Genomic DNA, 21,781 nt, shown 5'->3' with positions numbered 1-21,781 from the left:
CGGGAATGTCTTAATAGCAGAAGAGGTGCTTCTGTCAAGTGGGGCTCCATCGAGTGCGTCCTAACTATCTTTCCCGCTTGCTTCATCGACGAGGAATAATGCTAAATCTCATTGTTGTTTCGGCCTCAAGTAGCAGGGGCTACGCCTGAGTTTGTAATCGGGGGTGAAGACGCCGGTCTCATCCAGAGGGAAAAACTAGCCTGCCCCATCGTTCCGCACCGGCCGATTCAAACCAAGTGAATTGATGGTATTCGGTTAACTTGAGACAAGCGTTCTTACCGTCTTTTGAGGTCCCGATGAGAAATGGCTCATCTGATGGACCTTTTTGAATGAGCCATGAAAGCCGGGAGGCTAGAACCTGCCTGGCGACGTGGACCTCGCCTGTCGTAATCATCTCAGCGTCTCCTGGGATGGTTGGTAGGGCTTTGCAGCGGTCCGATCAGCTGTTCCCAGAGAAGCTCTGCCGCGCCTTCCTGGGTAAGTTTTTGACCTCGATTTGACCCGAACGCCGACATCCCCATGCTGGTGAAGAATAAGGATTGGTCGTCATGACCGACCGAGAGAGCCTCGTTGTAGGAGTTGCTGTCAAGCGTCTCACCTTGCATGTAGTGGATGCCCCCAAGCATCCCGCCCAGGTAGATGGTCGCTCGGGCAACGTCATGTCCGTCTTCATAGATAGTGGTGAAAAAGCGGTTGGCGTCTACGCGACGGAACGTGCCTTCATAGCCGGGATTGCGGGCCTGGAGCTCGTTGAGCGAATTCTCAAAGTGTTTGGCGATGTATTCAAAGGTTTCCGTTTTGAAGCGGTCCTTGTCCCGCTGCGTGAATGCTTTGGCCAATCGAAGGTTGCTAGAACGTGGTCCTGACACTACTGCAGGAGTGCGGTCGACGCCTTCGGTTGGCACGGTGGCACGGTCGAGCATTGGCCTAGAAGACGGGGACGCTTGGAGTTCCTTGGTTACGCCCGCCCTTCTTGCGTGCTCAGTCGCCGCTGAGCGAACTGCCTTGGCCACCTGCAAGAATGCATCGTCAAGGTCGGCCCACTGCTTTACGGGCTTGCCATCGGTTGGGGTAGCCATAAGCTTCCCAAAAGGTGCATGGTGCCATTCACAAGCCCGCAAAATGACAGGGATGACTGTCGCATCGCCCGAGTCATGTCGCTCCAGTGCACGCGTCATTTCCCGGTCATAGCAATAAGACGAGGCAAGAAAGTCGGGACTAATGAGAAGAAGAATGATGTCATCGCTATTGATGTGCCCATCAATCGTTTTATCGATTTCTTGGCCTGCGACGATCCTACGGTCGTGCCAGGTTTCGATGATTCCCTGGTGCTTAAGCATCGCGAGCTGCTTCTCAAGCTGATCGCGTAGCTCCTCGTCGGCATGGCAATATGAGAAGAAGACGCTGGGCAAGATCATGCTCCTTAAGACGCGGAAAAATTCGTGGAACCGATTCTATCCAAAGCTAGGAAGGCAATCTCGTGAACAATGCTTGCGGCCACCTCATAGCAGGGCTCTAGGTGCCGCGGCCGGTGAGACTTGGAGTTGATCTAATGGATACTCATACCCAGTGGAGGTGCGGCAATGAAAGACGGCATTTACCATGTTCGTTTCTCGTCGAACATGCAGGGAGTGGGTGAGGGTATCGCCGTATTCAAAGGGGGAGGGCGTCAATGGTGGCGACTCCGGCTACACATATTCAGGATCTAAGCAGGGCGATGACGCCGGATTTACCGCCAAGCTGACAATCAAACGCTGGGACCCTGGTTCTGAATCTGTGTTTGGCGGGCTCGACCGTTTCGAACTCGAGTTCCGCGGTAGTGCAACGGCATCGGGCTTTACTGCCAGTGCCAGCATTATTGGGCGCTCTGAAGCAAATTAACAGTGGAAGGGCGCTACTTGGCCCCTGCTGTTTAAGTGACCCCAAATGAGAAGGCCCCCGAATTCGAGGGCCTTCTTTGACTTGGCAGCATTGATTAGGCTTGAGTTAGTTGTGCCCAAAGCACAAAGAGAAACATCGGCAGCCCGCTCATCACGGCGAACCCTCCAGCAGCGCCCATCAGGGTGAGGATGGTCATGGCCCACCACTGCCACCACGCAAAGCCCTTGTCCCGCGTCTGGGACATGCGGGCCTCTGCCGGATAGAGGCGAGCCGCCTTCCGGTTTCCGCGTTGGGCCATCACTGGCCCAACGATGAACCCAAAAGGTCCCAGGAGAAGCAATGTTCCCGAATACCACCAAAAGAACCGGTCCCGTGGCGTCATGAGCTTGCGCCGGGCGGGCACCGGCTGGTCAAGCAGAGGAGGGGCGCTCATTTGGCGTAGGCCCTCCACGTGCCGTCGGCCTTCGCATAGCGGAGATTTTTGCTGACGGGGACGGGAACCTGCCTGCCGGCGATTTCCAGGGTCACCTGGCCACGGGTATCGCAACGGTAGCCGTCGGCGTCCTCGGCCTTGGTGCAGCCGATCAGTTCGAAGTTCTGGACGTCGGTGGGTCGGTGTCGCAGGCTGGAGCACCGACACGAATAGGTCTTGACGCCCCCAACGCCGATTGCCCTGGCGATGCCGCCGTTTCCTGCGTGGTGGGCATAGGCCCCTAGCGGGGAACTAGCCCGCCAGAGCGAGTGTGGAGCGTTCAATACCACCCAAGGTAGAGCGTTGTGACGCCCCATGTATCCACCAACCCGTGCGCCAAGATGAGCGCCCACAAGTTTCGGTTTGAGCGCAGGTATGCATAGCCAAAAACTGCCCCAACAAGGCCCGTCAGAAGAACTCCCGAAACGCCTTGACTAGCATGCATGGCGCCGAACACAACTCCGCCCGCGACAGCCGCTCCGATGCGGCCTAGGCCAACGCGGTCGAACAACGCTTCAAGCTGGTGCATCAGAAACGCTCGGAACACCAGCTCCTCCCCGATGGCGGCGCTGATCCATGCATACCCAATCAGCTGCATGGCTGCTGGTGCGTTATTGCGAAGCGCGCCGTAGGCGCTGTAATCCGTCTTGGTGCCAGTGAGGTAGTCGATTAGGGGCTGGAGAAACGGTGTGATGATCGCGGTAACGAAGAGCACCAGCAGCGCTGTCCACCCGAGCGTGGGACCTAGTCCTCGCCATGTCAGGCCGCACGCCCGCCAATCCTGGGTTTCTAGCCAAACCAATGCAATGCCCATCAAGCCAACGACTGGCATCCGCCAAGGAAAGGGGAGCCAAGAAAAATAGGCGAGCGCCATGATTGCACCGATCATCACTCCTCGGCTGACCGGATGGCTCATCTTGGAAAAGCTGTTGCGAGGAAAGGAAACAGGGTGATTAGAGTGAGGCATGCCGAACGATTTCGTCGTGGGCACACGATGGTATCGGGCGGCTGAAGAGCCGCACTGTGCCAGAAGGCAGGGTCACGTTGGATGCTCTTGGCATGCTGCCCTTCGCCACTACCTATCAGTAAGCCTCGAAGCTGTGTTGCTGTTAAAAAGCGCAGGCGAGACATCCACAGCCCTCGATGCTCGTGACTCGGCCAGCGCCACCTTTTACCAAGGCGTAGGACGTTTCTGACAGAGAATGGCGCTCATGCTGTGGAACCTCCACTGCGGAACGATGGGCCATCTCGCGCTGCCGGAGTGAGGCAACTGAGTCGCAGGGCGCTCAGCGCCGGCCCTGCCAGGGGCCAGCCGTTGTTGCAAGACAGATGCGACAGATAATCGCGTCCAGGGCCCAATCAGGCCGCTAGCGATTCCTGGATGCGGTTGACCAAATGAGCGCGTTTGTAGGGCTTGCTTAGAAATTTTGTTCGACTGGGCAAGTCGCCAGGAATGTAGCCAATGCCCGAGGCGAGAATGGCAGGAAGGTCGCATCCGTCCAATCGGAGGTGGTGGAGCATCTCCTTCCCGTCCATGGCACCCGGCATTTGCAAGTCTGTGAAGATCGAGCCTATCTCAGGATGATCGGCAAGCCGGTCCAGTGCCTAGCTTGCATCCCCTGCCGTCACCACGTAGTAGCCGTGTTCGGTCAGCAGTATTTCCGCCAGCTCACGAGTAAGTTCATCGTCATCGACAATTAGGATGACGCATTCAGCAAGAGAAGCCATGGGGGTCGTCTGGTGGCGGATCTAGCTATCGACACTGGCCCCTACAGTGCAAAATGCGCGTGATTGCCGAACTGCCCCTATTGAATGATCCAGATGCTTCCCTCTCAAGACCGCTACCGCCAGATCGTCGAGCTGTCTCCGGACTCCATCAAAGAAATTGCTCTCGACGGCAAGGTGCGTTTTGTGAACTCCCACGGGGTCGCGCGGATCGCTGTGGAGAATGCGGAGCGTGTGCTAGGGCAGCAATGGTCGTCTCTATGGCCTGAAGAGGTCCGCGACACCGTCGAAGAGGCAATCTCCGCAGCTTCTCGTGGGGAACGGCGGCAGTTCGATGCGGCCTGCATAACCCCCAGCGGTGAGCGCCGGTTCTGGCTGGTTTCTACTAGTCCGCTGACCAATGCCGACGGGGAAATCGAAGCCGTCCTGGCCGTCAATCGAGACGTAACCGAGCGCCGCCAGGCTGAAGTGGCGCTGCGCACGCTCAATGAGAGCTTGAGCAGTCAGCCTAAACTAGCCTTGGCCCACGCCGAGCTGGCCGATGCCATTGATGAGAAGTTGGGCCATGCCAACCAGCGGGCACAGCAACTGGAGGGGGAGCTCAATATTGCAAAGGCCGCCCAGCGTATGGCTGAGGCAATCGCAGAGCAGGCACAGAAGGGGGACGCGATTGGTCAGCTGTTGGCAGGGATGGTGCACGACTTCAACAACGTGCTGCAGGCGGCCTCCGGTGCGGTGGAGATGGTGCTTCTGAGCCAGGGTATCGACGATAAGAATCGCAAGCTTTTGGGCATGGCAGAAAGCGCGTTGCAGCAAGGGGCGACCATGTCGCAGCGGCTGCTCGGCTTTGCCCGGCAGCACCCTTATCTGCCAGAGAACGTTGACGTCGGCCGGGTCGTGCAGGGGATGCTGCCGCTGCTGAACCAAGCCGTGGGTCTCGGCATCACGATCGACTTCCGAGCGGAATCCAACCTCCCCCTGGCTATGGTGGATCTGCACAGTCTGGAACGGGCCATCATGAACCTGGTGGTGAACGCCCGGGATGCGTGCTACGATGCAGGCACCATCACCATTTCTACGGAAAGTTGTTCCATCGGGCGTGTGCCCGACGGCGCATCCCATTCGCCTGGCCGCTATGTGCTCGTGAAGGTTCACGACACCGGCCAAGGCATTGCGCCAGAGGTGCTTGGGCGGCTGTTCGAAGCCTACTTCACCACCAAGCCGCAGGGAAAAGGAACGGGCTTGGGCCTCTCTCAGGTCTACGGCACGATCCGTCGCGCCAACGGCTTCGTCGATGTCGAGTCAAAGCCGGGGCAGGGCGCGTGCTTCACCTTGGGCGTTCCTTGTCCTTGATGAAAGCCGTATTGCGGCGCCTGGAGCGCCGCAGCAGGCCACCGTCGCATTCTTGAGGAGTGTTTGCTGTCTAGCGCGTCAGTTGCGCATACAGCACAAACAGAAACATGGGCAGTCCGCTGAGCACCGAGGTGACCCCAAAAGCCCCCATGACGGTCAGCGGGGTCATGACCCACCACTGTGCCCAGCTAAAGCCCTGGTCCCGCTGTCGAGCCGCGTAGGCCTCCTGCGGGTAGAGCCGCTCTGCTTTACGCAGGCCCCGTCGAGCCATGAGGGGCCCAATGATGAAGCCGAGGGGTCCCAGGAACAGCAGGCTGAGCGAGAACCACCAGAAGAATCGGTTGTGCGGAGTGATAACCTTCCTGGGAGCAGCGCGCTGCACTCCGTCCCCACCAAGCCCACCCGCGGTGCCAGTGGACGTTCCAGCCATCGAATCGGTGTTCGTGCTCATTTGGCGTATGCCCTCCAGGTGCCGTCGCTCTTGGCATAGCGCAAGTTCTTGCTCAGCGGGACAGGCACCTGCCGGCCCTCGATATTGAGCACTGCCTGGCCGCGCGTGTCGCAGCGGTAGCCTTCGGCGCCTTGCGCTTCCACGCAGCCAGAAAGCTCGAAGTTTTGAATGTCGGTGACCTGGCCGGCGCCACTCTGCTGAAGCAGCGCGACCAGCGCCTGCTTGGCGCTGTCGCTCGACGGCTTGCCGCTGCAGGCGGTCAGGCCCAGTGCCACGGTCGATGCGACCAGGCCGATCCATGCGTTCTTCATGTCGTTCCTTTGTTGGGTGAAAAGGGAGGGAGGCCGAAGCGGGCTCTTACTTGTCGAGGTTGCCGTCGGGCTTAAGCCCCGCGATCCACAGTCGCGAATCCTTGAAGGGCGTCAGCATTCCCGACGGTCCCGGGTGCAAGTCGGCGGTCTGGATGAAACCGGAAACCCAGGCCACGCGCAGGGCGACGTCGACGGCGCGATCGGCGACACCAGGACGGCTAACGTTGACGACGAAGGGCTGGGCCGGCGGGTTGGGCCCCGTTGACCGCTGTGCGCCCGTGTTGGGCTTGCTGGGCGGCACCCGGATGCCGCTGAGCGAGTCGCGGCCTTTCCACAGGGCTGCGCTATTGAGCTCCGCCGTCTCGCCCAGGTCGTCCGTTTCCGTCACTGCAGCATCGAAGCAGGTGCGGAAGGTCTCGACGCTTGAGGCGGTCGGGCTGCTCCAGATGCGGGCTTCCGCGGTCCAGCAGGGCAGGGATGCCCCCCACTCGGTAAAGGTCAACGCGACCCGGGGCCAATCCAGCTTCCCAAGCTGGGCCTGCTGGTGGTTATCGCCCTTGAAGAGGTTGGGCAGCTTCCCGACGCCATTGATGGGCGTGTAAATCGAGCCCGTCCCCTGACTGCCGACCTTGCTGTCGGCGTTCGGCTTGATGCCCACCATCTGCTTGCCCGTGTCGGCTAACCCCTTTCCAAGTTGACGGAAAAAGCCGGACTTCTGCTCCGGCACCTCTTGGGCTTGGGCACTGAGTGGAGAGACGAGCGTCAACGCCAAGAGCGCAGCGAACGCTCCTTGTCCTGTGTGCTTCATACGAAAAGCCCCTGTAGACCGCCGGTCTGGCAGCATTTACGATAATCGCAGATGAGAAGCCATCATCCAAGCGGCACACTGAGGGAATTCAGCTTTCGTGCAATCTTCTCGATGCCCAAACCCAAGACACCGGCCACGGTCTATGGCACGCGTCTGCGCAATGCGCGGATGGCCATGGGCTGGACACAAGCCGAGCTGGCGGAGCGCATTGGGATGGTGGACTCGGTGTCGGGAGCCACTCGGGTGAGCCGCTACGAGACGGGGCAACATGACCCGGACCCTGCGACCGCTGAGGCCTTAGCAAAGGCGCTGGACTTGCCGGTGGCCTACTTTCATGCGACGTCGGACCTTCTGGCCGAGGTGATTCTTGTGGTGTCCCAACTGCCGGCGGCAAAGCAGCGCGAGGCTCTGAACCTTGTGAAGGACTTGCTCCCCACGCAGCATCGCTGAAGAGCAATGCTCCAGTCCCTCTTGGTTACATTGCCTACGTGCCGACCCGCCATTGAAAGTCAGGACGGCGCCGTTGCACACGATAGGGCCGTGCCATTGCATCCCCAAAGGCTCCGACTTTCTGATCGAGAGCTAAAGGCTGGCTCCTCGGCTTACAGCTAGACTAGCTTCTCATGCTGTGCGAACCGCATTCGAGACAATGGTGTCAACGAAGGAAGGAGCCGAATGCATGCAGTTCCAGTTTTGGTCAGCGGTGTTGCTTTTTCTAGGTTCCTACCTGCCTTTGGCTGTTATTTTGATGGTTCAAGACATCGCCACAAAATACTGGAGTGCACCACTATGCGGTTGGAAAGGGCAATGGAATTGCCAGTTCCAGATCCTTGCCCATTCGTGGTTGGCGTGGGGGACTGTAGCGGTGACTTTTGGGGCGTTGCTTTTGATGGTGGTTGCACTGCGCTCGGTTCGTCTCCCGCATCGCGTGCACGTGCAAGAGGTCAAGGCGATTCCCAATGACCTGATCAACTACGTGCTTCCTTACGTGGTGTCTTTTATGGGGCTTAGCTATGCTGATCCCCAAAAGCTCGGCGGCTTCTTGGTCTTTTGGGTTGTGCTCTTCCTCATCACTTATCGTTCTGGCCAGATTCTGATGAACCCTTTGTTGATCGTGCTGGGGTGGAAGCTCTACGAGGTCAAGGTAGGTTTGGGTCAAAGCGGTGCGATCAGGATGGCTCGAGTCTTGAAAAAGGGCCCGCTTGTGCCCAGCATTCAGATGGCGGAAGAGATACAGGACGTTTATCTAATGAGAGATCCATGACCGATCAAGCATTGCAGGCGCTACAGGAATTCGACCTCGACAGTGCCGGGGTCCATTTGTGGGTCTTTAAGTCCAGCACGAAGGCGGACCGGTTCTCCGCCAGCTTTGTCCGTATCGACGCCGCTTTAGAAGACGCGTTACGTAACTTTGCTAAGGCGGAAAGGGCAATGATGACCGAGTGGATTCCCTACGGCCACTTGGCTCAGCCCACGGAAAATGGCTGCCTTTCGGTCTCTGCGATCGAGACCGACTTTGCCTTACTTCAGGCGCTAGTGGATCGCCCAGAGCTCGAGCACGCCATCGAAAGCAAGGATCAGCTGAAGAACGCGATAGGCTATCTAGTGAAGTTCTCCCAGGAAGAGCGCGTGTTGTATGCGTTGCGCCGCTCTCCGGCTACTTGGAAAACCGCATATCGGAGGAAAGGGGTTGTCAATATGCTGTTCCAAAATGGCGAGCTGAGCGCCGTGGAGGGGGTGGATTTCACCTTGGAACCGGGATTCGATCTGTTCGCCTTGGACGAAGCGCTGCTTGTAGGCAACAAACGTGCCTTCGAGTCAATGATGAGGTATCGCGCAGGCTTCGTGAATGCGTTTGGTGAGCTTCAGGACGAGAAGCAGTTCGTATCTCTGTTTACAGACATGGCTCCTTTGGTCACATATGTCGGCAGCAATGGCACTCATTTGCGTCGCATGGCGGTCATCCAGGAACGCAAGCTCTACGACAATCCGAGGTATTTGGGTGCGCTGCGCGAAGTGTGTGAAAAATACCAATGGGGAGTGCAGTTCGACAAAGACGGACTGATCATTCCTACCAAGGAAACTGCTGCGGTAATCATGAAGCTACTCTTGGACCAGCGCCTGATCAGCGAGATCACCGCCATTATGTATGACGTGCCAAACGGCCACCGCGTCGACGCGGTTGAGTGATAACCGCAGCCTGAGAGCTTGGCGTGATTAGACAGCGGCAGCCCTCCGGCTCATCGGCTCAGTGGAGTTCCTGGAGGTCAACCGTCGGCAGTGCAGAGACCAGTCCTTATCGAACTGGAAACCTGGATGAGCTAGCGCCAGCGTAGGATCCCACCGGTATGAGCATATGACGTCGGCCAACGTTACGGATAGAACTTACTTGGGTCTGCCAAGCTCTCCTTAAACTGCCCACGCTCATACTTGGGCAACTCGACCGGCGGCTTGTATTTCGCCAGAATTTTGATTTGCTTGGCCCGGGCGAGCTTGGGCTTCTTGTGGAAATAGGCGTCATGCAAGACGGGCACGTTTTTCCGCAGCGAGTGGCCGGTGATGAGGGCGATGTCTTGGTCGGATACGTTCTTGTGGTGCAGCTCAGTGGCCAACGTGTGGCGGAACGCATGAGCGCCGATGCCCTTTCCGAAGCCCAAGGTCTTCATGTAGCTGCTGAACTGGTTCACCGCGCCTTGGCTGTAGCGCGCATTCGTCTCACCGGTCTCCCGGTTGACGCCTGCAGAGAGGTGGGGGAAGAGGCGAGGGTGCCCGCAAGCCTTGATGTCCTCCAGGAAGTCCAAGAAGCCGACATCGAGGAGTGGCTTGGGGATGGTAATCCCCCCACTTCTAGCGGTCGCCAGAAGTGGAGCTAAGCGGCCATCGCCAACTTCATGGCAGGCGTGATGCCGCCGAGCGCCATATTCGGGCGCTCGTGGTTGTACGTCCATAGCCAGCGGGTGGCTTTGTCCTGCACCTGGTCGATGGTGTCGAACAGGGTGCGGGCGAGCCAGGCGTAGCGGATGGTGCGGTTGTAGCGTTCAACGTAGGCGTTCTGCTGTGGCTTGCCCGGCTGGATGTGCTCGACCCGGATGCCAAGCCGCTGTGCCCAGGACAGCAACGCGCCACTGATGTATTCAGGGCCGTTGTCGCAGCGGATCACGGCGGGCTTGCCGCGCCACTCGATGATCTGCTCCAGCGATCGGATCACCCGGGCTGACGGCAGCGACAGATCCACCTCGATCCCCAGCCCCTCGCGATTGAAGTCGTCGAGCACATTGAACAGCCGGAAGCTGCGGCCGTCGGCCAACTGGTCGTGCATGAAGTCCATCGACCAGACCTGGTTGATGGCCTCCGGCACCGCCAGAGGCTCGGGCCGCTCACGCACCAGCCGCTTCTTCGGCTTGATCCGCAGGTTCAACTCCAGCTCGCGGTAGATCCGGTAGACCCGCTTGTGATTCCAGCCAAAGCCCTTCACGTTGCGCAGGTACAGGTAGCACAGGCCAAAGCCCCAGTCGCGATGGGCGCTCGTCAGGCGGACCAGCCAGTCGGCGATCCGGGCGTTCTGCTCGCTGGCCTTGGCCTGGTAGCGGAAGCAGGTCTGGCTCACCGCGAAGGTCTGGCAGGCGTGGCGGATGTTCGTGCGCCCGCTCGTGACTGCCGATTGGGCCATCTCGCGTCGCTGAGATGGCCTCACCATTTTTTTGCGAGCGCTTCCTTCAGCAGGTCGGTACTGAGCTGCGCCTCGGCGTACATCTTCTTGAGCCGGCGGTTCTCCTCCTCCAACTCCTTCATGCGTGCGACCATGGACACGTCCATGCCGCCGAACTTGCTACGCCACTTGTAGAACGTGGCCGAGCTGATGCCGTGCTCGCGGCACAGCTCCGGCACGGGCGCACCGGCCTGGGCCTGCTTGAGCACGGCGATGATCTGGCTGTCGGTAAAGCGGGACTTCTTCATGGAACCTCCTCGGGAAAGGGTACGAGAAAATTCCACTTCTGGCGTCTGCTAATGGGCGGGGGGATTACCGGATGGGCAGGGTGCGCACCGCTGCTTTGCCTTTCAGGCTTTGACGACTCTTGTTTCGATCCTTATGCCTGAGATCAGCGTCGACCGTTTTTTGGATGCGGATACACCAGACCTTGGCCTCCTCAACGATGTCGGCCACCTTCAGCTGAGCGAGCTCGTTGATGCGCGCGCCCGTATAGAGCGAGATCATGGGGAGCCACCACCGGTGGGGATACTTCTTGGCCCAAGCCGGGAACGTCTTGGGTGAAAAGATGCGCTGAAGCTCTTCCTCGTTGAACAAGCGCTCGGGCTTGTTCATGTCCACTACTAGGTCCTTCTTGATTTCGGGGAATGCGTCCATCGGCGACATGGGAATGGCTTTGGCCTTCACCAGCTTGCCGAAGAAAGACACCAAGAACCTTCTGTGCTTCTCAAGCGTGGCAGGAGCAGGTGGCGACACGCCAAGTTCCTTGCCCAGGGCAACAGCCTGCTCGAACGTGTAGTCCCGATACTTGGGATCGGACAGCAGAAGTGGCGGAGCCCAACGCATCAGGTCCCAGAGCTTGTAGATGTGAGCGTGGTCGATGCGGGAAACAGGAATGTCGCCGCAGGCAATCCGTAGAAGCTTCAGTGTGCGAGCCGTGGCGTCGATGGTCTCCTTGGCAAGGCAGCAGCGATCGCGATGGCCCAAGTAGTCCGAGATCTCAACCGACAGCAGCCGAGCGGGAGAGCAGAGGGGGAGGGGCTCAGGGTAGTGGGTGCGGTTCTTGCTGAGGCGCACCCTCCGGGAGCGTTCATCCGCGCGGTCAAAGAGTTCTAATGCGTGGATCGCAGCTTCGCGGCCCGTGATGTTGATCTCGGAGGCCCGGATGTTGCCAACATGGACATCCTTTATTTGCAGGAGACCGAAGGGGGCGGTGATGTAATCGCGGAGTTGTTGCTGGGCTGTAGATGACACGGCTTGCTTCCATTGGAACAATGGAAGTAGTGATAAAACAGCCCAGAAATTCGTCAATCAAAAAGGGCAGTTTTTTACTTTGCTTGAAGCAAACTCTACCTTAGAAGCTCGGACCCAACTTTTGGCAAAACTATTCTGTCTGGGGTGCACGCGAAGGGTCCATATAATTCAATGACTTAACGGTGTTTTGGAGAATAATGTCGAGTGATTTGCCCTGGCATTATTGTACTGTTTAATGCAAATAGGCTAACTAAAACAGCTCTCATGTTAGTTTTTAAGGTGTGCCATTCCTAAATGACTTACTCAAATGCTAGTATTATCTCGGTAGATAAAGCAGCCAAAAACGAGAGTTAACTAACATGGATCATTTCGAAGGTGTGGTGCTCGATTACCTCCGAGCGGACCGCGCGCTGTTCGTCAACAGCCAGTGCTGCATCCAGCTCAACGAGGGCGCCAACCCGGACACCAGCGGCCCGCATTGGTATTGCGATGCGGTGGCCGTGAGCTTCAAGGAACAGGCGGCCTACCTGTGCGAAATCAGCTACGCAGCCCGGTCCCCTTCGTTGATTGCTCGCCTGAAGGGATGGAACGAGCACTGGGACGGCATCAGGGGCGCCCTTGAGCGAGACAGCGGTGTGCCGCTGGACTGGACGGTGAGGCCTTGGCTTTTTGTCCCCGAGGCTCAGGCCGAGCGGTTGCGCGCCAGCAGCGCAGGATTTGGCAACCTTCCCAGCCCCCGCATCACGTTTTTGGAGGACGTGGTGCCTTGGCGCTATCGTTCCTGGAATCGCGGTGCATACACCGATACGACCCCATGACTCCACTGACTTTTAGCGCTCCAGGTTATGCCCTCCTGCAGGCGACCATGCAGTGCTGGAAGTGTGCGAAGGCCACTCCCGTCACAACGGTGTGGGTGCCTTCCTTCGTCGACAACGAGGGTGTGGAAGAGCCAGACGACGAGCCCGAGATAGGTGGCACGGCCATACTGGGCTACATCAAGGCGCTGGACTCAGGCACAGCGGCGCACATCCAAGCGGTTGCACCCTGGCTCAAGCCTGGGCGCTCGAAAACCGCGAGCGCGACCTATTGGGCCAACCACTGTGAAGTATGCGGGGCCATTCAAGGCGACCACTCCGTCAGGGGCGTGGACGGGCCGTTCTTTCCCCAGGATCAGGCTGGCGTGGACGCGCTCCAGGTCATCGCGGGCTGCGGCCCGTTGAGCGCGCAAGCTTCCGCATCCCAGTCCGGGTGGATGGACCTCGTGGCGAAACGTTTGGCCTGAAGTCGGCACAGCCACACCCGGCAATGGTTGCGTTAAACATCTAGGTCAAGTGGCTCTGACGGCGGGGCCGCAGCCCGGTTGGATGTCCCGTCACTTCTGTGCGGCCGTGACTTGGTCGCTTCGGAGATGCCTGGGGGAAGTTGGCGTCATTGGACGACGGCTGGCTCAGAACTTCCTGACATCCCGCAGGGCTTGAGACCTATGGTTTCAGGAATGCCAGAGGCGCAATCTGAAGCCGCCGGACACGGGACCGATGGTCGCTCACCTCGCGGGACGCTTGAGCAGCGTCGAGCCGGCAACCAGAGTGTCTAGGGTGGACGCTACGAGAACGGGCAGCGGCTAGTGGCATCCATGGGGCCTCGAGCTGAGCTATTCTCCAGCCATGGGCCTAGTAGGCGTCGTCAGTTGCTTGCAGCAGAAATTTCAGTCCATCGCTTGTCCAATAGATTCAAAAACAGGGTTCGTGGATGGAGCGAGGCACGTATCCATTCCAGGTTGCATCCGGGGGAGAGCACAAGTTTGCGACCGGCGTGTCAGTCCCGGGACATTTGCTTGCGGTAGATAGTCAATGGCACATCGAAAAAGGAGCAGGGGAACGAAGGCCTCTCGTTTGGAGGTCAAAAGTTAGGAAACAAGGGAAGGTGCATGATGCGCGCAAGACATGGAAAGAAGCTGGTGATGTGTGTGATGGGGATTGTGCTGAGTTGTATGTTCAGCTCAGTTGCTTATGCGCAAGCGGGCGTGAGTTCGGATGTTCCTGCGCTCACTGCTCAGAGTAGCCGAGCTGTCGCTAAGGAAATCGAGCCGGCGCTGCAACGATTTGTAGATCAACAAAAGCGCTTGCCAACCCAGGCCAAGCAAGTGCTGGTGAAGGCCACTCCAGACCCTGTGACAGGGATAGTGTGGATTGACCTCGATTCCGGCTACTTGCCAAAGGATGCGCCGGTCTTTACGGAGGATTTCGGTGCTCTGGTTAGAGATGTTGAAAACGAAGGCTATGAACTGATAGCGGGGGTGGTGAAGTTTCGTTACATCAAAGTGCGCATCGGCGGCAAAGAGATCAATGAGATCTATCCACCGGAGCACTTGAAGAAGAAAAGAGCAGGGGCGAGCACAAGTGCTGCCGCTGCTCCTGTAGCGGGGTTGGTTGTTCTAAATCCAGGGCATGGAAAATATCTCAACCACTCCGACGAAACGTGGCGCTATCAACGCCCGACGCCCTACGTTGGGACCGCTGATATCTATGAAGATACCGTCACGCCAGGCTATTCCTCAATGCTTGCAAGTCTACTGACGGAGCGAAGTGCCAACACTGCAACCAGCATCAAGCACACGCGCGATATAGGCAACACCAACATAGACCCCGAGAGCGGCCTGGCTTGGGCTGCACTCGGGGCCCGTTACTATTTAAAGCGACTCTACCCTGCCTTAGGCGCAACCATTTGGAATAAATTTCCAAATGGCTCTCCTTCGCGTAAACAGCCGGACAGGGCTAATCTTCGCGAATACGACGATGACATTCGGGCCAGGCCAGAATACGCAAATTATCTCAATGCTGAGACGTTGATTTCGCTACATACCGATGCTAGTGACAATGTTTCCGCGCGTGGCGCAACTGTCATTGCCAACATAAACGACGCTGATTCAAATCAGCTCGGGTTGAATATCCACTGCTACGTCACCGAGCAAATTCGACAGCTTCCCGCTTACTCCACATACCCTATTCGACCAGGCGTTAGGGATGGCGCCAATTACGGGGAGGTCCGAGAGGCATCAATGCCGACGGCCCTTATCGAGATTGGATTTCATAGCAACGCTGACGACTCGACAGCTCTCCGAAATTCAGTTTTTCGCGCTGCTGCCATGCGTGGCGTTGAAAAGGGTTATAGGACATTTAAGTCAGGCGAGACCACATGCTTGCCCTTCAAGATTGCATCCATTCCTACAGCTTCTGGTAAGTTTCGGGTGCGGTTCCCAGTGCCGGTCACACTTCAGGGACATCCGCGGTTTCCCGTCACTGTCGTGACAGTGCCCGTTAGCTGTCCGTCGACTTGGACGTGCAACAACAAGACAAACTCGTTTACGAAGGCGGTTGATAACGTGGTGACCACGACGTATTACTGCGATGCCCCAAGCACCAAGCCGGCGGCAAGCTTTAAGTGGAAAACAACCGTTAAAGATGCGGATGGGGTGGTGACAGCTGCTGTTGAGCATATGACTTCCTGCTCCGCGGGCACTTAGGCCAAACCCGACAGAGAAGCGCAGCATGAAAAGAAAAGTAGTTCTTTTTTGCTACGAATTTGCTGCGGCGACTAGACCGATTCTTCCGCTCATACGAATGGGAAAGAAAATTTGTGTGGCATCGCCTCGGTCGCCAGGAGGGGCTGAGCTTGGCCTGACCGAGGCTTTACACGGGACTTGATACAACGGGTCATCGCCGGGGTGATGACTTATGAGCAAAATCACAAACTTCACCAAAGTGCGGGTGACGACCGAGGAGCAATGCCAAGGAGGCAGGTGGGTAGCTCATGCATGCCTGCATGTGGCGTGGGCTGAACAGGTCATTGAAAAACTACCTAATGCTGGCTCTTCTCCGGATCGTTTTGTGTCCAGGGCACAAGCCCTCAGGGCCGGACGTCGGGCTGCGCTACATTGGGAGGAGTTCGGCGCGGATGTTGTGCGCTTTGGATTTCAATCGAGGTGAGTTCGACGGCATTGTTACTGAGCTGGAATCTGTAGATAGCATGTTTGGGACCAAAGCGCCGACCTGCGCTGCTGGCGGTGATTGGCAGTGTCATCCATCCTGATACTGAGCTGACCTCAGCAGGGACTTGTGGACCGTGACGAGGCGCACGATACTGTTGGCTGACCCCGGCACAGGAAAGATGCCGGCAAGCTATGATATGCACGCTAGGAGGCGGACGCAGATCGTCTTGAGAGCCTACGATTGACAACCGGTCCCCTGCATGCAATTGCCTATGTTAGTGAGGTCCGGCGCCCTTGGACACTGGGGGAGATCGATCGCTTGTTGGTTTCATCGAGCGCGCTGAACGCGCAGAACGCTATCACTGGCGTGCTGCTCTACGACGGTCAACGATTCTTCCAATACATCGAAGGTGCGCCCGCGCCTCTCCGGGATATCTACGACCGCATTAAACGGTCTAGCCGCCACGACTTGGTTGCTGAGTTGTATAACGATCAGATCACCGAGCGCTATTTCCCGAACTGGCAGATGGCGTGCCGAAAAGTGCAAACGGGTTCGATCGTGGAAGTCAGCGCACAACGGTGGAACCGTGCTCGCCTAGCATTAACCGTTGTAGGGGAAAAGCCGAGAGCGATCCAGCATCTGTTGTCGTTTTGGGAAGGGGCTGAGTTGCTTCTCCCTTCTTGAACAGCATCCTGGCCCCAAAATTTGGGACGCGACGACTAAGACAGTGCAAAAAAATGCCGCCGGCATCTACCGGCGGCTTTCAAATAAATCAACATTAAGCCACGTGCGTGTCAGTCGCCGCCTTTCTAGCGGCGTGAGATGGACTGACATCTGCCTTGGAATCTACATCAGATGCACCTGGTCGACTATCAGGAAGTTCCACTTCGTTTGTGAGAAATATCCTGACAACTCTGGTGCTTCTGAAGTTATATTATGGAGTCATTGGAGCGGCTATAAGGAATGCCGTCATGATCCGACATGTGGGTGATTATGCGCTTACGGCTCATGCTGCTGCTGTGGGTGCCAGTTCTTTCCAGAGATATTGGTATCGAGGTCTGGCGGCTTAACCCTGCGTTGCTACCAACTGGGGATATCGGGATTTGCGACCTACGCAGAAGCGGTGGCGCACGCCCGGGAGAAATTGAGATCGTGCGGAGTGTCGAGCACAGGCGTTTTATTGATTGGCCATCAGTCTTCTGGCACTCAAGCGTCTCTGAACTAGTCCTCGTCATCCTCTGGATCGACATAGGGCTGTTTAGAATTACGTTCCGCTTCTCTGATCATCAAGTCCAGCTGCTCCATGGACGCGCGCCGCCCGGCCGTCGCTGCTAGGGTTTCGGTTGAAAAGACGTCAGCCAGCATGGCTCCCTTCAGTGTTTTGTTCGATTGCCTTACATCATCGATGCGCCAGGATACCTTCCACTGGATGGATCCCTCCAGGAGTTCGCTGCGGGGAATTACGTGCACCGCAAATCGACTGATCATGAATAGCATGGTGGCTCCGACCGACTGAGCCCCTCAGACGGCCTTGATCTGCGGATATGCCCCATCGTTGCTAAGGGTGGTTTGATGTCGTGCAACAACTCATTGACTGCCACCAATGCTGCTGTCGACCAGGTAGTTGCCCAAGTATGGGGCGAGATTGCGCCTAAAAAGAATCGCAGCGCAACTAATTTCGATTGCATGTATTCAGTCAACCAAGCGATGCGGTGCGAACCAGGCTCTTCCATTGCAAGCGTTTTCCCCCGGGAGGCAATACAGGCGGTCGGGCACGGAGCTTCTTATGGTGCTGCGCCAAAGGGGGAGCAGAGGCATGGCTGGACAATCCTAGGATCTCGGCCGCAGGTGATGTGGGTCGGCCACAGCCTCTCGAAGTTGCGATGCGACGTTAGCTGCTTGTCCAAGGCAGGGATAGGCCACGATTCGGTTGCCAATGACCAGTGGGCGCGCGGCGGCCAGTTCGCCTCCTGTCTCATCCACTAGCGCGTTGAAGGCTTGCTTCCAGTCAAGACTTGGAGCGAATGAGAGATAGATAACGGTGGGCTTTCCCTGAGCCTGGAAGCTTTCCTCATTTGTCGGAACCTCGAATCCTACAACTGACAGCGGAAGGTGTCTCATTGATCAAACTCAGGGCTTCTAGAACAGTAAAGAGTTCACTTGGAGCGGCCTCATCATAGAGTCTATTTCATCTAAGGAAGAGCAGGCGGCACTAGCGCTTTCGAGCTAGTGATTCGTTAATCGTTTATTTTCGACTGCATTGGTTGGCTTGATTTCACTAATCGCAAGGCGGCAGCTGCTTAGGATTGCATCCAGAAAACACGGGAATGGCGATATGTCGGACGCAGATGAAAAAAATGAAAGAGACACCGAAACGAGGCTTCGCCGCGTTATCGGTCGAAGCACGATTGGAGTTGGCCAGGCGTGGCGGAAAAGCGGCGCAGGCCAGTGGAAATGCGCACCGATTTTCTTCCGAAGGAGCGATAGAGGCCGGCAGAAAAGGGGGGCTGGCGATCAGTCAGAACAAGGATCACATGTCTACGATTGGCAGAAAGGGTGGGAAGGCGATGCATGCCCAAGTGGCGTTGGAGGACGTTTTCTCTCCCATTGAGAGTGAGGCATCAGGCAGTTAAGAGAGATCATTGGGATTTACCTAACCGATCTTCTTGCTTTGCAGTCAATGAGGTGTGGCACGTGGACCGTCAATGCCACCGCGGCGTTGGGGCTTGATTTTTATTGTCGCCAGAGGACAGCCGAGTTGCATCCTCAACTTCCAGTGTTTGGTGCGCTGCTTTCAGCACACGGCTTGCTCCCGAAGCTTTGAACCTTGGGGTTGACCGGTTCCATGTTGATGACCCAGGAGGCTAGATTCTGGGCATGCTTCGTCAATGAGCGTCGACGGCGGGGCGCAACCGACTCTAGCGGTTTGTGGACGAATTGGGGCGGGTGACGCTTTTCGGTGTGGACAAGTCCACCTTAGAACTACGCAGCTATGAATTGCTCGATGTGGCTGACCAAGTGCGCTCGCTTATAAGGCTTGTTAAGGAACCTAGTTCGGGTGGGTAAGAAAGGCGGAGCGTAACCGATTCCCGAAGTCAAGATAGCGGGCAGATCGCAGCCATCGCAGCGGAGGTGGTGGATCAGCTCCCTGCCATCCATGGGGCCAGGCATCAGCAGATCGGTAAAGATAAGTCCCACGCCTGGATGTGTCTGCAGCCGATGCATGGCTTGGCTAGCGTTCTCGGCCGTTACAACGCGGTAACCACATTCTTCCAGCAGCATCTCAGCCAGCTGGCGCGTCAGCGCCTCGTCATCGACCAGAAGGATGATGCATTCAGGAGGAGCGATCATGGAGTCTCAACGGTGTGGGGTTCTGAGCGAGACCTTGGTCCATACTGTGCGAACTATGCGTGATTAAATGCCCCCTCTTACTGAATGAAAAATACTCTGATGTCGCAAGATCGCTACCGCCAGATGGTGGAGCTGTCTCCTGACTCCATCAAAGAAGTTGCGCTCGATGGCACGGTGAGGTTTGTCAATTCTCACGGCCTCGCCCGCATTGCCTCAGAGAACGCCGAACGTGTTGTCGGTCATCCGTGGTCGTCGTTGTGGCCAGAAGAGGTCCGGGACAACGTGCATGATGCGATCGCGGCCGCTGCGAGAGGCGAGTGCCGACAGTTCGATGCCGAATGCACTACTCCGAGCGGTGAGCGGCGCTTTTGGCTCGTCTCAACTAGCCCACTCAAGAATGCGCTGGGCGAAGTGGATGCTGTGCTAGCCATCAATCGCGATGTGACTGAGCGGCATCATGCCGAAGTCGCGTTACGCACCCTCAACGACAGCTTGCGTAGTCAGGCTGGGCCGGTCAGCGCGCAAACCCACCTGTCCCATGTCGTCGACGCCCGTATGGGCGATTCGCACCAGCGCGCTCGCGATCTTGAGGGTGAGCTCAGTATCGCTCTCGCAGCGCAGCGCATGGCGGAGGCGGTGGCCCAGCAGGCCCAGAAGGGAGATGCAGTTGGCCAACTTCTTGCCGGCATGGTGCACGACTTCAACAATGTGCTTCAGGTCGCTTCGGGTGCCGTGGAAATGGTGTTGTCGCGAGGGGATATGGACGACAAGAACCGTGTCCTGCTCGGCATGGCTGAGAGTGCCCTGCAGCAAGGTGCGGCTATGTCAAAGCGCTTGCTTGGCTTTGCTCGCCATCATCCCTATTCGCCCGAGAGCACCGATGTCGGCCGAATTGTGCAAGAAATGATGCCGCTCTTGAGCCAAGCGGTGGGATCAGGAATTGTCCTCGATTTGCACATAGAGCCCAACCTCCCCATGGCCCTAGTGGATCCCCACAGTCTCCAGCGCGCCGTTATGAACCTGGTTGTCAATGCCCGTGATGCGTGCGGCGCCGCTGGCACGATCACCATCGCTGCCGGGAGCCGCTTGGTGCAGGAAGTGCCGGAGGGCGCGGCGCACGCGCTTGGGCAGTATGTGGTGCTCAGTGTGCGCGATACGGGGCAGGGCATCGAGCCGGAAGCACGCGATCGCATATTCGAGGCTTACTTCACTACCAAGGGACTAGGGAAAGGCACTGGCCTTGGCCTTGCGCAGGTTTACGGCACGATCAGGCGCGCAAACGGATTTGTCGATGTGCAATCAACACCAGGTCAAGGTGCCTGTTTTACCCTTGGCATGCCTTGCCCTTGATCATCGAGTCATGTGGCTGACCTCTAAGGAGCACTTGGCGCTCCCGCGCGGCCTCCAGATCCTTTAGCCGCTTAGCGTAAGGCACGCTCATGCCGCCAAATTTACTGCGCGACAGCTGTCGTTAGGCTCCAAACTAATGCGCCATTGCGAGGGGGGGCGTCTTGCACGCGCGCTAAGGATGACTGGTATTGCCTCTCAAAGGACCAATCTTGATGAGCTGGTGGACATTGTTAAGTTCCTGCATCTGTCGAAACCAGCTTGCTCCCCACTTTGCATTCAGACCTCTACCGCTCAACGACGACTGAATGCGCCGTGCGATAGAGACTAACCCAGCTTCACTGCTGCCAGGCAGAAACACGGCGAACTCACCCTCGGCCAAGCAGGCCAAGCTGTCCTGAGGCCGCGTGGCCTGTCGAAGCAGCCCGATGGCGGTGGAGGCGTCTTGGTCTGACCCAGTTTGATTCCCAGAACTGGTCAGGTCGATATCGAAGAGCAAGATGCCGCCTTGCTCATCGCTATGGCGATGGTCCGCTGCCGATTGGAGCAGCTCACGGAACGTTGCCGGGTCATAAAGCCTGTTCAAAGTTGGCTCTTCGGGTGCGCCGACTGTATCAACAGAAGTCGGGCCAGCCGACGCAAGGTGTTGCGCCCAGGATCCGGCCAAGACCCTTCCGAAGGTTTCAACCAATGGCAATAGGGGCTCAACGCGATCTTCGATGATGCGATTATTCAGACCGCAGAGCATCCCCTCTACCTGGCCAGGTATTCGAATCGGCACCCCTAGATAGCTTGCGATGCCGAGTCTTGTGGCCACAGGGGCCTGAGCGAGATGCTCGTATCTCCGTAAATCAGGGGCGAACTGCGGGCCACCCATTACCATCATGCTTCGGCAGACCGAATCGGGCCAACTCAGGAATTGGCCGGCCTCGAGACCGAAGGAATCGTCGACACACGCTCGGATGATCCAGTAGTCGTTTTTAACTTCCGCGAAGACCCATGTCTTCAAAGGAGTCAAATCAGCAAGACGGTCAAGTAGCTCGCGCGCGGTGTCTTCTAGCCCAGCGAAGGGAATCTGGGTTTGGAGCTGGCTGGTCATCGATAAGAGCCTCAGAGATCATCTTTCTAGC

21 protein-coding genes and 3 pseudogenes are annotated in these 21,781 nt (G+C 57.5%); 10 read left to right on the top strand and 14 right to left on the bottom strand.

Translation table 11 applies throughout. The annotated features are described in order from the left end of the window. Positions 1-395: 395 nt before the first annotated feature. The 5 genes and pseudogenes from AMD14_RS17100 to AMD14_RS25585 form a co-directional block, all read right to left on the bottom strand. A complete protein-coding gene (locus tag AMD14_RS17100; protein WP_011052175.1) occupies positions 396-1,418 on the bottom strand; it encodes a toll/interleukin-1 receptor domain-containing protein in 1,023 nt (340 codons plus the stop codon). Positions 1,419-1,975: 557 nt separating this feature from the next. Then, on the bottom strand, positions 1,976-2,314 hold the full coding sequence (locus tag AMD14_RS17095; protein ID WP_015463548.1) for a hypothetical protein: 339 nt from the start codon (positions 2,312-2,314) through the stop codon (positions 1,976-1,978). Further along, positions 2,311-2,490: pseudogene (locus AMD14_RS23875) on the bottom strand (hypothetical protein); the annotation flags it as partial. The pseudogene AMD14_RS23875 and the gene AMD14_RS17095, both read right to left, overlap by 4 nt. A gap of 143 nt (positions 2,491-2,633) precedes the next feature. Continuing rightward, on the bottom strand, positions 2,634-3,185 hold the full coding sequence (locus tag AMD14_RS17085; protein ID WP_040107792.1) for a CPBP family intramembrane glutamic endopeptidase: 552 nt from the start codon (positions 3,183-3,185) through the stop codon (positions 2,634-2,636). 773 nt (positions 3,186-3,958) lie between these two features. Beyond that, on the bottom strand, positions 3,959-4,081 hold the full coding sequence (locus AMD14_RS25585) for a hypothetical protein (RefSeq protein ID WP_306345870.1): 123 nt from the start codon (positions 4,079-4,081) through the stop codon (positions 3,959-3,961). An 84-nt stretch (positions 4,082-4,165) separates the two neighbouring features. Here AMD14_RS25585 and AMD14_RS17075 point away from each other — a divergent pair, with 84 nt between their 5' ends. Then, positions 4,166-5,431, top strand: a complete 1,266-nt coding sequence (locus tag AMD14_RS17075; protein WP_015463545.1) for a two-component system sensor histidine kinase NtrB — start codon at positions 4,166-4,168, stop codon at positions 5,429-5,431. Positions 5,432-5,501: 70 nt separating this feature from the next. On the opposite strand, the gene AMD14_RS17070 is transcribed toward AMD14_RS17075, so the two are convergent. The 3 genes from AMD14_RS17070 to AMD14_RS17060 are packed head-to-tail and all read right to left on the bottom strand — an operon-like array spanning position 5,502 to position 7,001. Next, positions 5,502-5,882, bottom strand: coding sequence for a hypothetical protein (locus AMD14_RS17070; protein WP_011052170.1), 381 nt, complete (start codon positions 5,880-5,882; stop codon positions 5,502-5,504). Beyond that, positions 5,879-6,193, bottom strand: coding sequence for a hypothetical protein (locus AMD14_RS17065; protein WP_011052169.1), 315 nt, complete (start codon positions 6,191-6,193; stop codon positions 5,879-5,881). Before AMD14_RS17065 ends, AMD14_RS17070 begins: the two co-directional genes overlap by 4 nt. 46 nt (positions 6,194-6,239) lie before the next feature. Next, the gene (locus AMD14_RS17060) at positions 6,240-7,001 is read right to left on the bottom strand and encodes a hypothetical protein (RefSeq protein WP_015463544.1); all 762 of its coding nucleotides are present in this window, start codon (positions 6,999-7,001) and stop codon (positions 6,240-6,242) included. A gap of 111 nt (positions 7,002-7,112) precedes the next feature. Here AMD14_RS17060 and AMD14_RS17055 point away from each other — a divergent pair, with 111 nt between their 5' ends. From AMD14_RS17055 to AMD14_RS17045, 3 genes are all read left to right on the top strand, one after another. After that, a complete protein-coding gene (locus AMD14_RS17055; RefSeq protein WP_011052167.1) occupies positions 7,113-7,451 on the top strand; it encodes a helix-turn-helix domain-containing protein in 339 nt (112 codons plus the stop codon). A gap of 229 nt (positions 7,452-7,680) precedes the next feature. Beyond that, the gene (locus AMD14_RS17050; protein ID WP_015463543.1) at positions 7,681-8,265 is read left to right on the top strand and encodes a KwaA family protein; all 585 of its coding nucleotides are present in this window, start codon (positions 7,681-7,683) and stop codon (positions 8,263-8,265) included. Further along, a complete protein-coding gene (locus AMD14_RS17045; protein WP_011052165.1) occupies positions 8,262-9,191 on the top strand; it encodes a Kiwa anti-phage protein KwaB-like domain-containing protein in 930 nt (309 codons plus the stop codon). The genes AMD14_RS17050 and AMD14_RS17045 overlap by 4 nt, the downstream gene beginning before the upstream one ends. Before the next feature lie 182 nt (positions 9,192-9,373). Here the strand turns inward: AMD14_RS17045 and AMD14_RS17040 are convergent. The 3 genes and pseudogenes from AMD14_RS17040 to AMD14_RS17025 form a co-directional block, all read right to left on the bottom strand. Then, positions 9,374-9,838, bottom strand: a pseudogene (locus AMD14_RS17040) (site-specific integrase); the annotation flags it as partial. A 32-nt stretch (positions 9,839-9,870) separates the two neighbouring features. Further along, a protein-coding gene (locus tag AMD14_RS17035; RefSeq protein WP_087943923.1) for an IS3-like element ISXac2 family transposase occupies positions 9,871-10,958 on the bottom strand; the annotation gives its coding sequence in 2 pieces (ribosomal slippage) (positions 9,871-10,706 and positions 10,706-10,958; 1,089 coding nt in all). A 70-nt stretch (positions 10,959-11,028) separates the two neighbouring features. Further along, positions 11,029-12,021: pseudogene (locus tag AMD14_RS17025) on the bottom strand (integrase); the annotation flags it as partial. Positions 12,022-12,323: 302 nt separating this feature from the next. Here AMD14_RS17025 and AMD14_RS17020 point away from each other — a divergent pair. From AMD14_RS17020 to AMD14_RS17005, 4 genes are all read left to right on the top strand, one after another. Continuing rightward, positions 12,324-12,782, top strand: a complete 459-nt coding sequence (locus AMD14_RS17020; protein ID WP_011052162.1) for a hypothetical protein — start codon at positions 12,324-12,326, stop codon at positions 12,780-12,782. Continuing rightward, on the top strand, positions 12,779-13,246 hold the full coding sequence (locus AMD14_RS17015) for a hypothetical protein (protein WP_011052161.1): 468 nt from the start codon (positions 12,779-12,781) through the stop codon (positions 13,244-13,246). Before AMD14_RS17020 ends, AMD14_RS17015 begins: the two co-directional genes overlap by 4 nt. 645 nt (positions 13,247-13,891) lie before the next feature. Continuing rightward, positions 13,892-15,487, top strand: a complete 1,596-nt coding sequence (locus AMD14_RS23870; RefSeq protein WP_011052160.1) for an N-acetylmuramoyl-L-alanine amidase family protein — start codon at positions 13,892-13,894, stop codon at positions 15,485-15,487. A 706-nt stretch (positions 15,488-16,193) separates the two neighbouring features. Further along, positions 16,194-16,637, top strand: a complete 444-nt coding sequence (locus AMD14_RS17005; protein ID WP_011052159.1) for a BLUF domain-containing protein — start codon at positions 16,194-16,196, stop codon at positions 16,635-16,637. A 537-nt stretch (positions 16,638-17,174) separates the two neighbouring features. Here the strand turns inward: AMD14_RS17005 and AMD14_RS17000 are convergent. After that, the gene (locus AMD14_RS17000; protein ID WP_234705867.1) at positions 17,175-17,441 is read right to left on the bottom strand and encodes a hypothetical protein; all 267 of its coding nucleotides are present in this window, start codon (positions 17,439-17,441) and stop codon (positions 17,175-17,177) included. An 869-nt stretch (positions 17,442-18,310) separates the two neighbouring features. Between AMD14_RS17000 and AMD14_RS16995 the strand changes: the two genes are divergently transcribed. Further along, positions 18,311-18,586, top strand: a complete 276-nt coding sequence (locus AMD14_RS16995; RefSeq protein ID WP_425508927.1) for a stress-induced protein — start codon at positions 18,311-18,313, stop codon at positions 18,584-18,586. Between the two features lie 349 nt (positions 18,587-18,935). Here the strand turns inward: AMD14_RS16995 and AMD14_RS16990 are convergent, their stop codons facing one another. Further along, positions 18,936-19,304, bottom strand: a complete 369-nt coding sequence (locus AMD14_RS16990) for a response regulator (RefSeq protein WP_011052155.1) — start codon at positions 19,302-19,304, stop codon at positions 18,936-18,938. Positions 19,305-19,403: 99 nt separating this feature from the next. On the opposite strand from AMD14_RS16990, the gene AMD14_RS16985 reads away from it, so the two are divergent. Beyond that, on the top strand, positions 19,404-20,654 hold the full coding sequence (locus AMD14_RS16985) for a two-component system sensor histidine kinase NtrB (RefSeq protein ID WP_015463539.1): 1,251 nt from the start codon (positions 19,404-19,406) through the stop codon (positions 20,652-20,654). A gap of 172 nt (positions 20,655-20,826) precedes the next feature. On the opposite strand, the gene AMD14_RS16980 is transcribed toward AMD14_RS16985, so the two are convergent. Continuing rightward, on the bottom strand, positions 20,827-21,750 hold the full coding sequence (locus tag AMD14_RS16980) for a hypothetical protein (protein WP_011052153.1): 924 nt from the start codon (positions 21,748-21,750) through the stop codon (positions 20,827-20,829). Positions 21,751-21,781 lie beyond the last annotated feature (31 nt).

This window comes from Xanthomonas citri pv. citri, assembly GCF_000961215.1.
GTDB classification, from domain to species: domain Bacteria; phylum Pseudomonadota; class Gammaproteobacteria; order Xanthomonadales; family Xanthomonadaceae; genus Xanthomonas; species Xanthomonas cissicola.
This window is presented reverse-complemented; position numbering and strand designations above follow the sequence as displayed.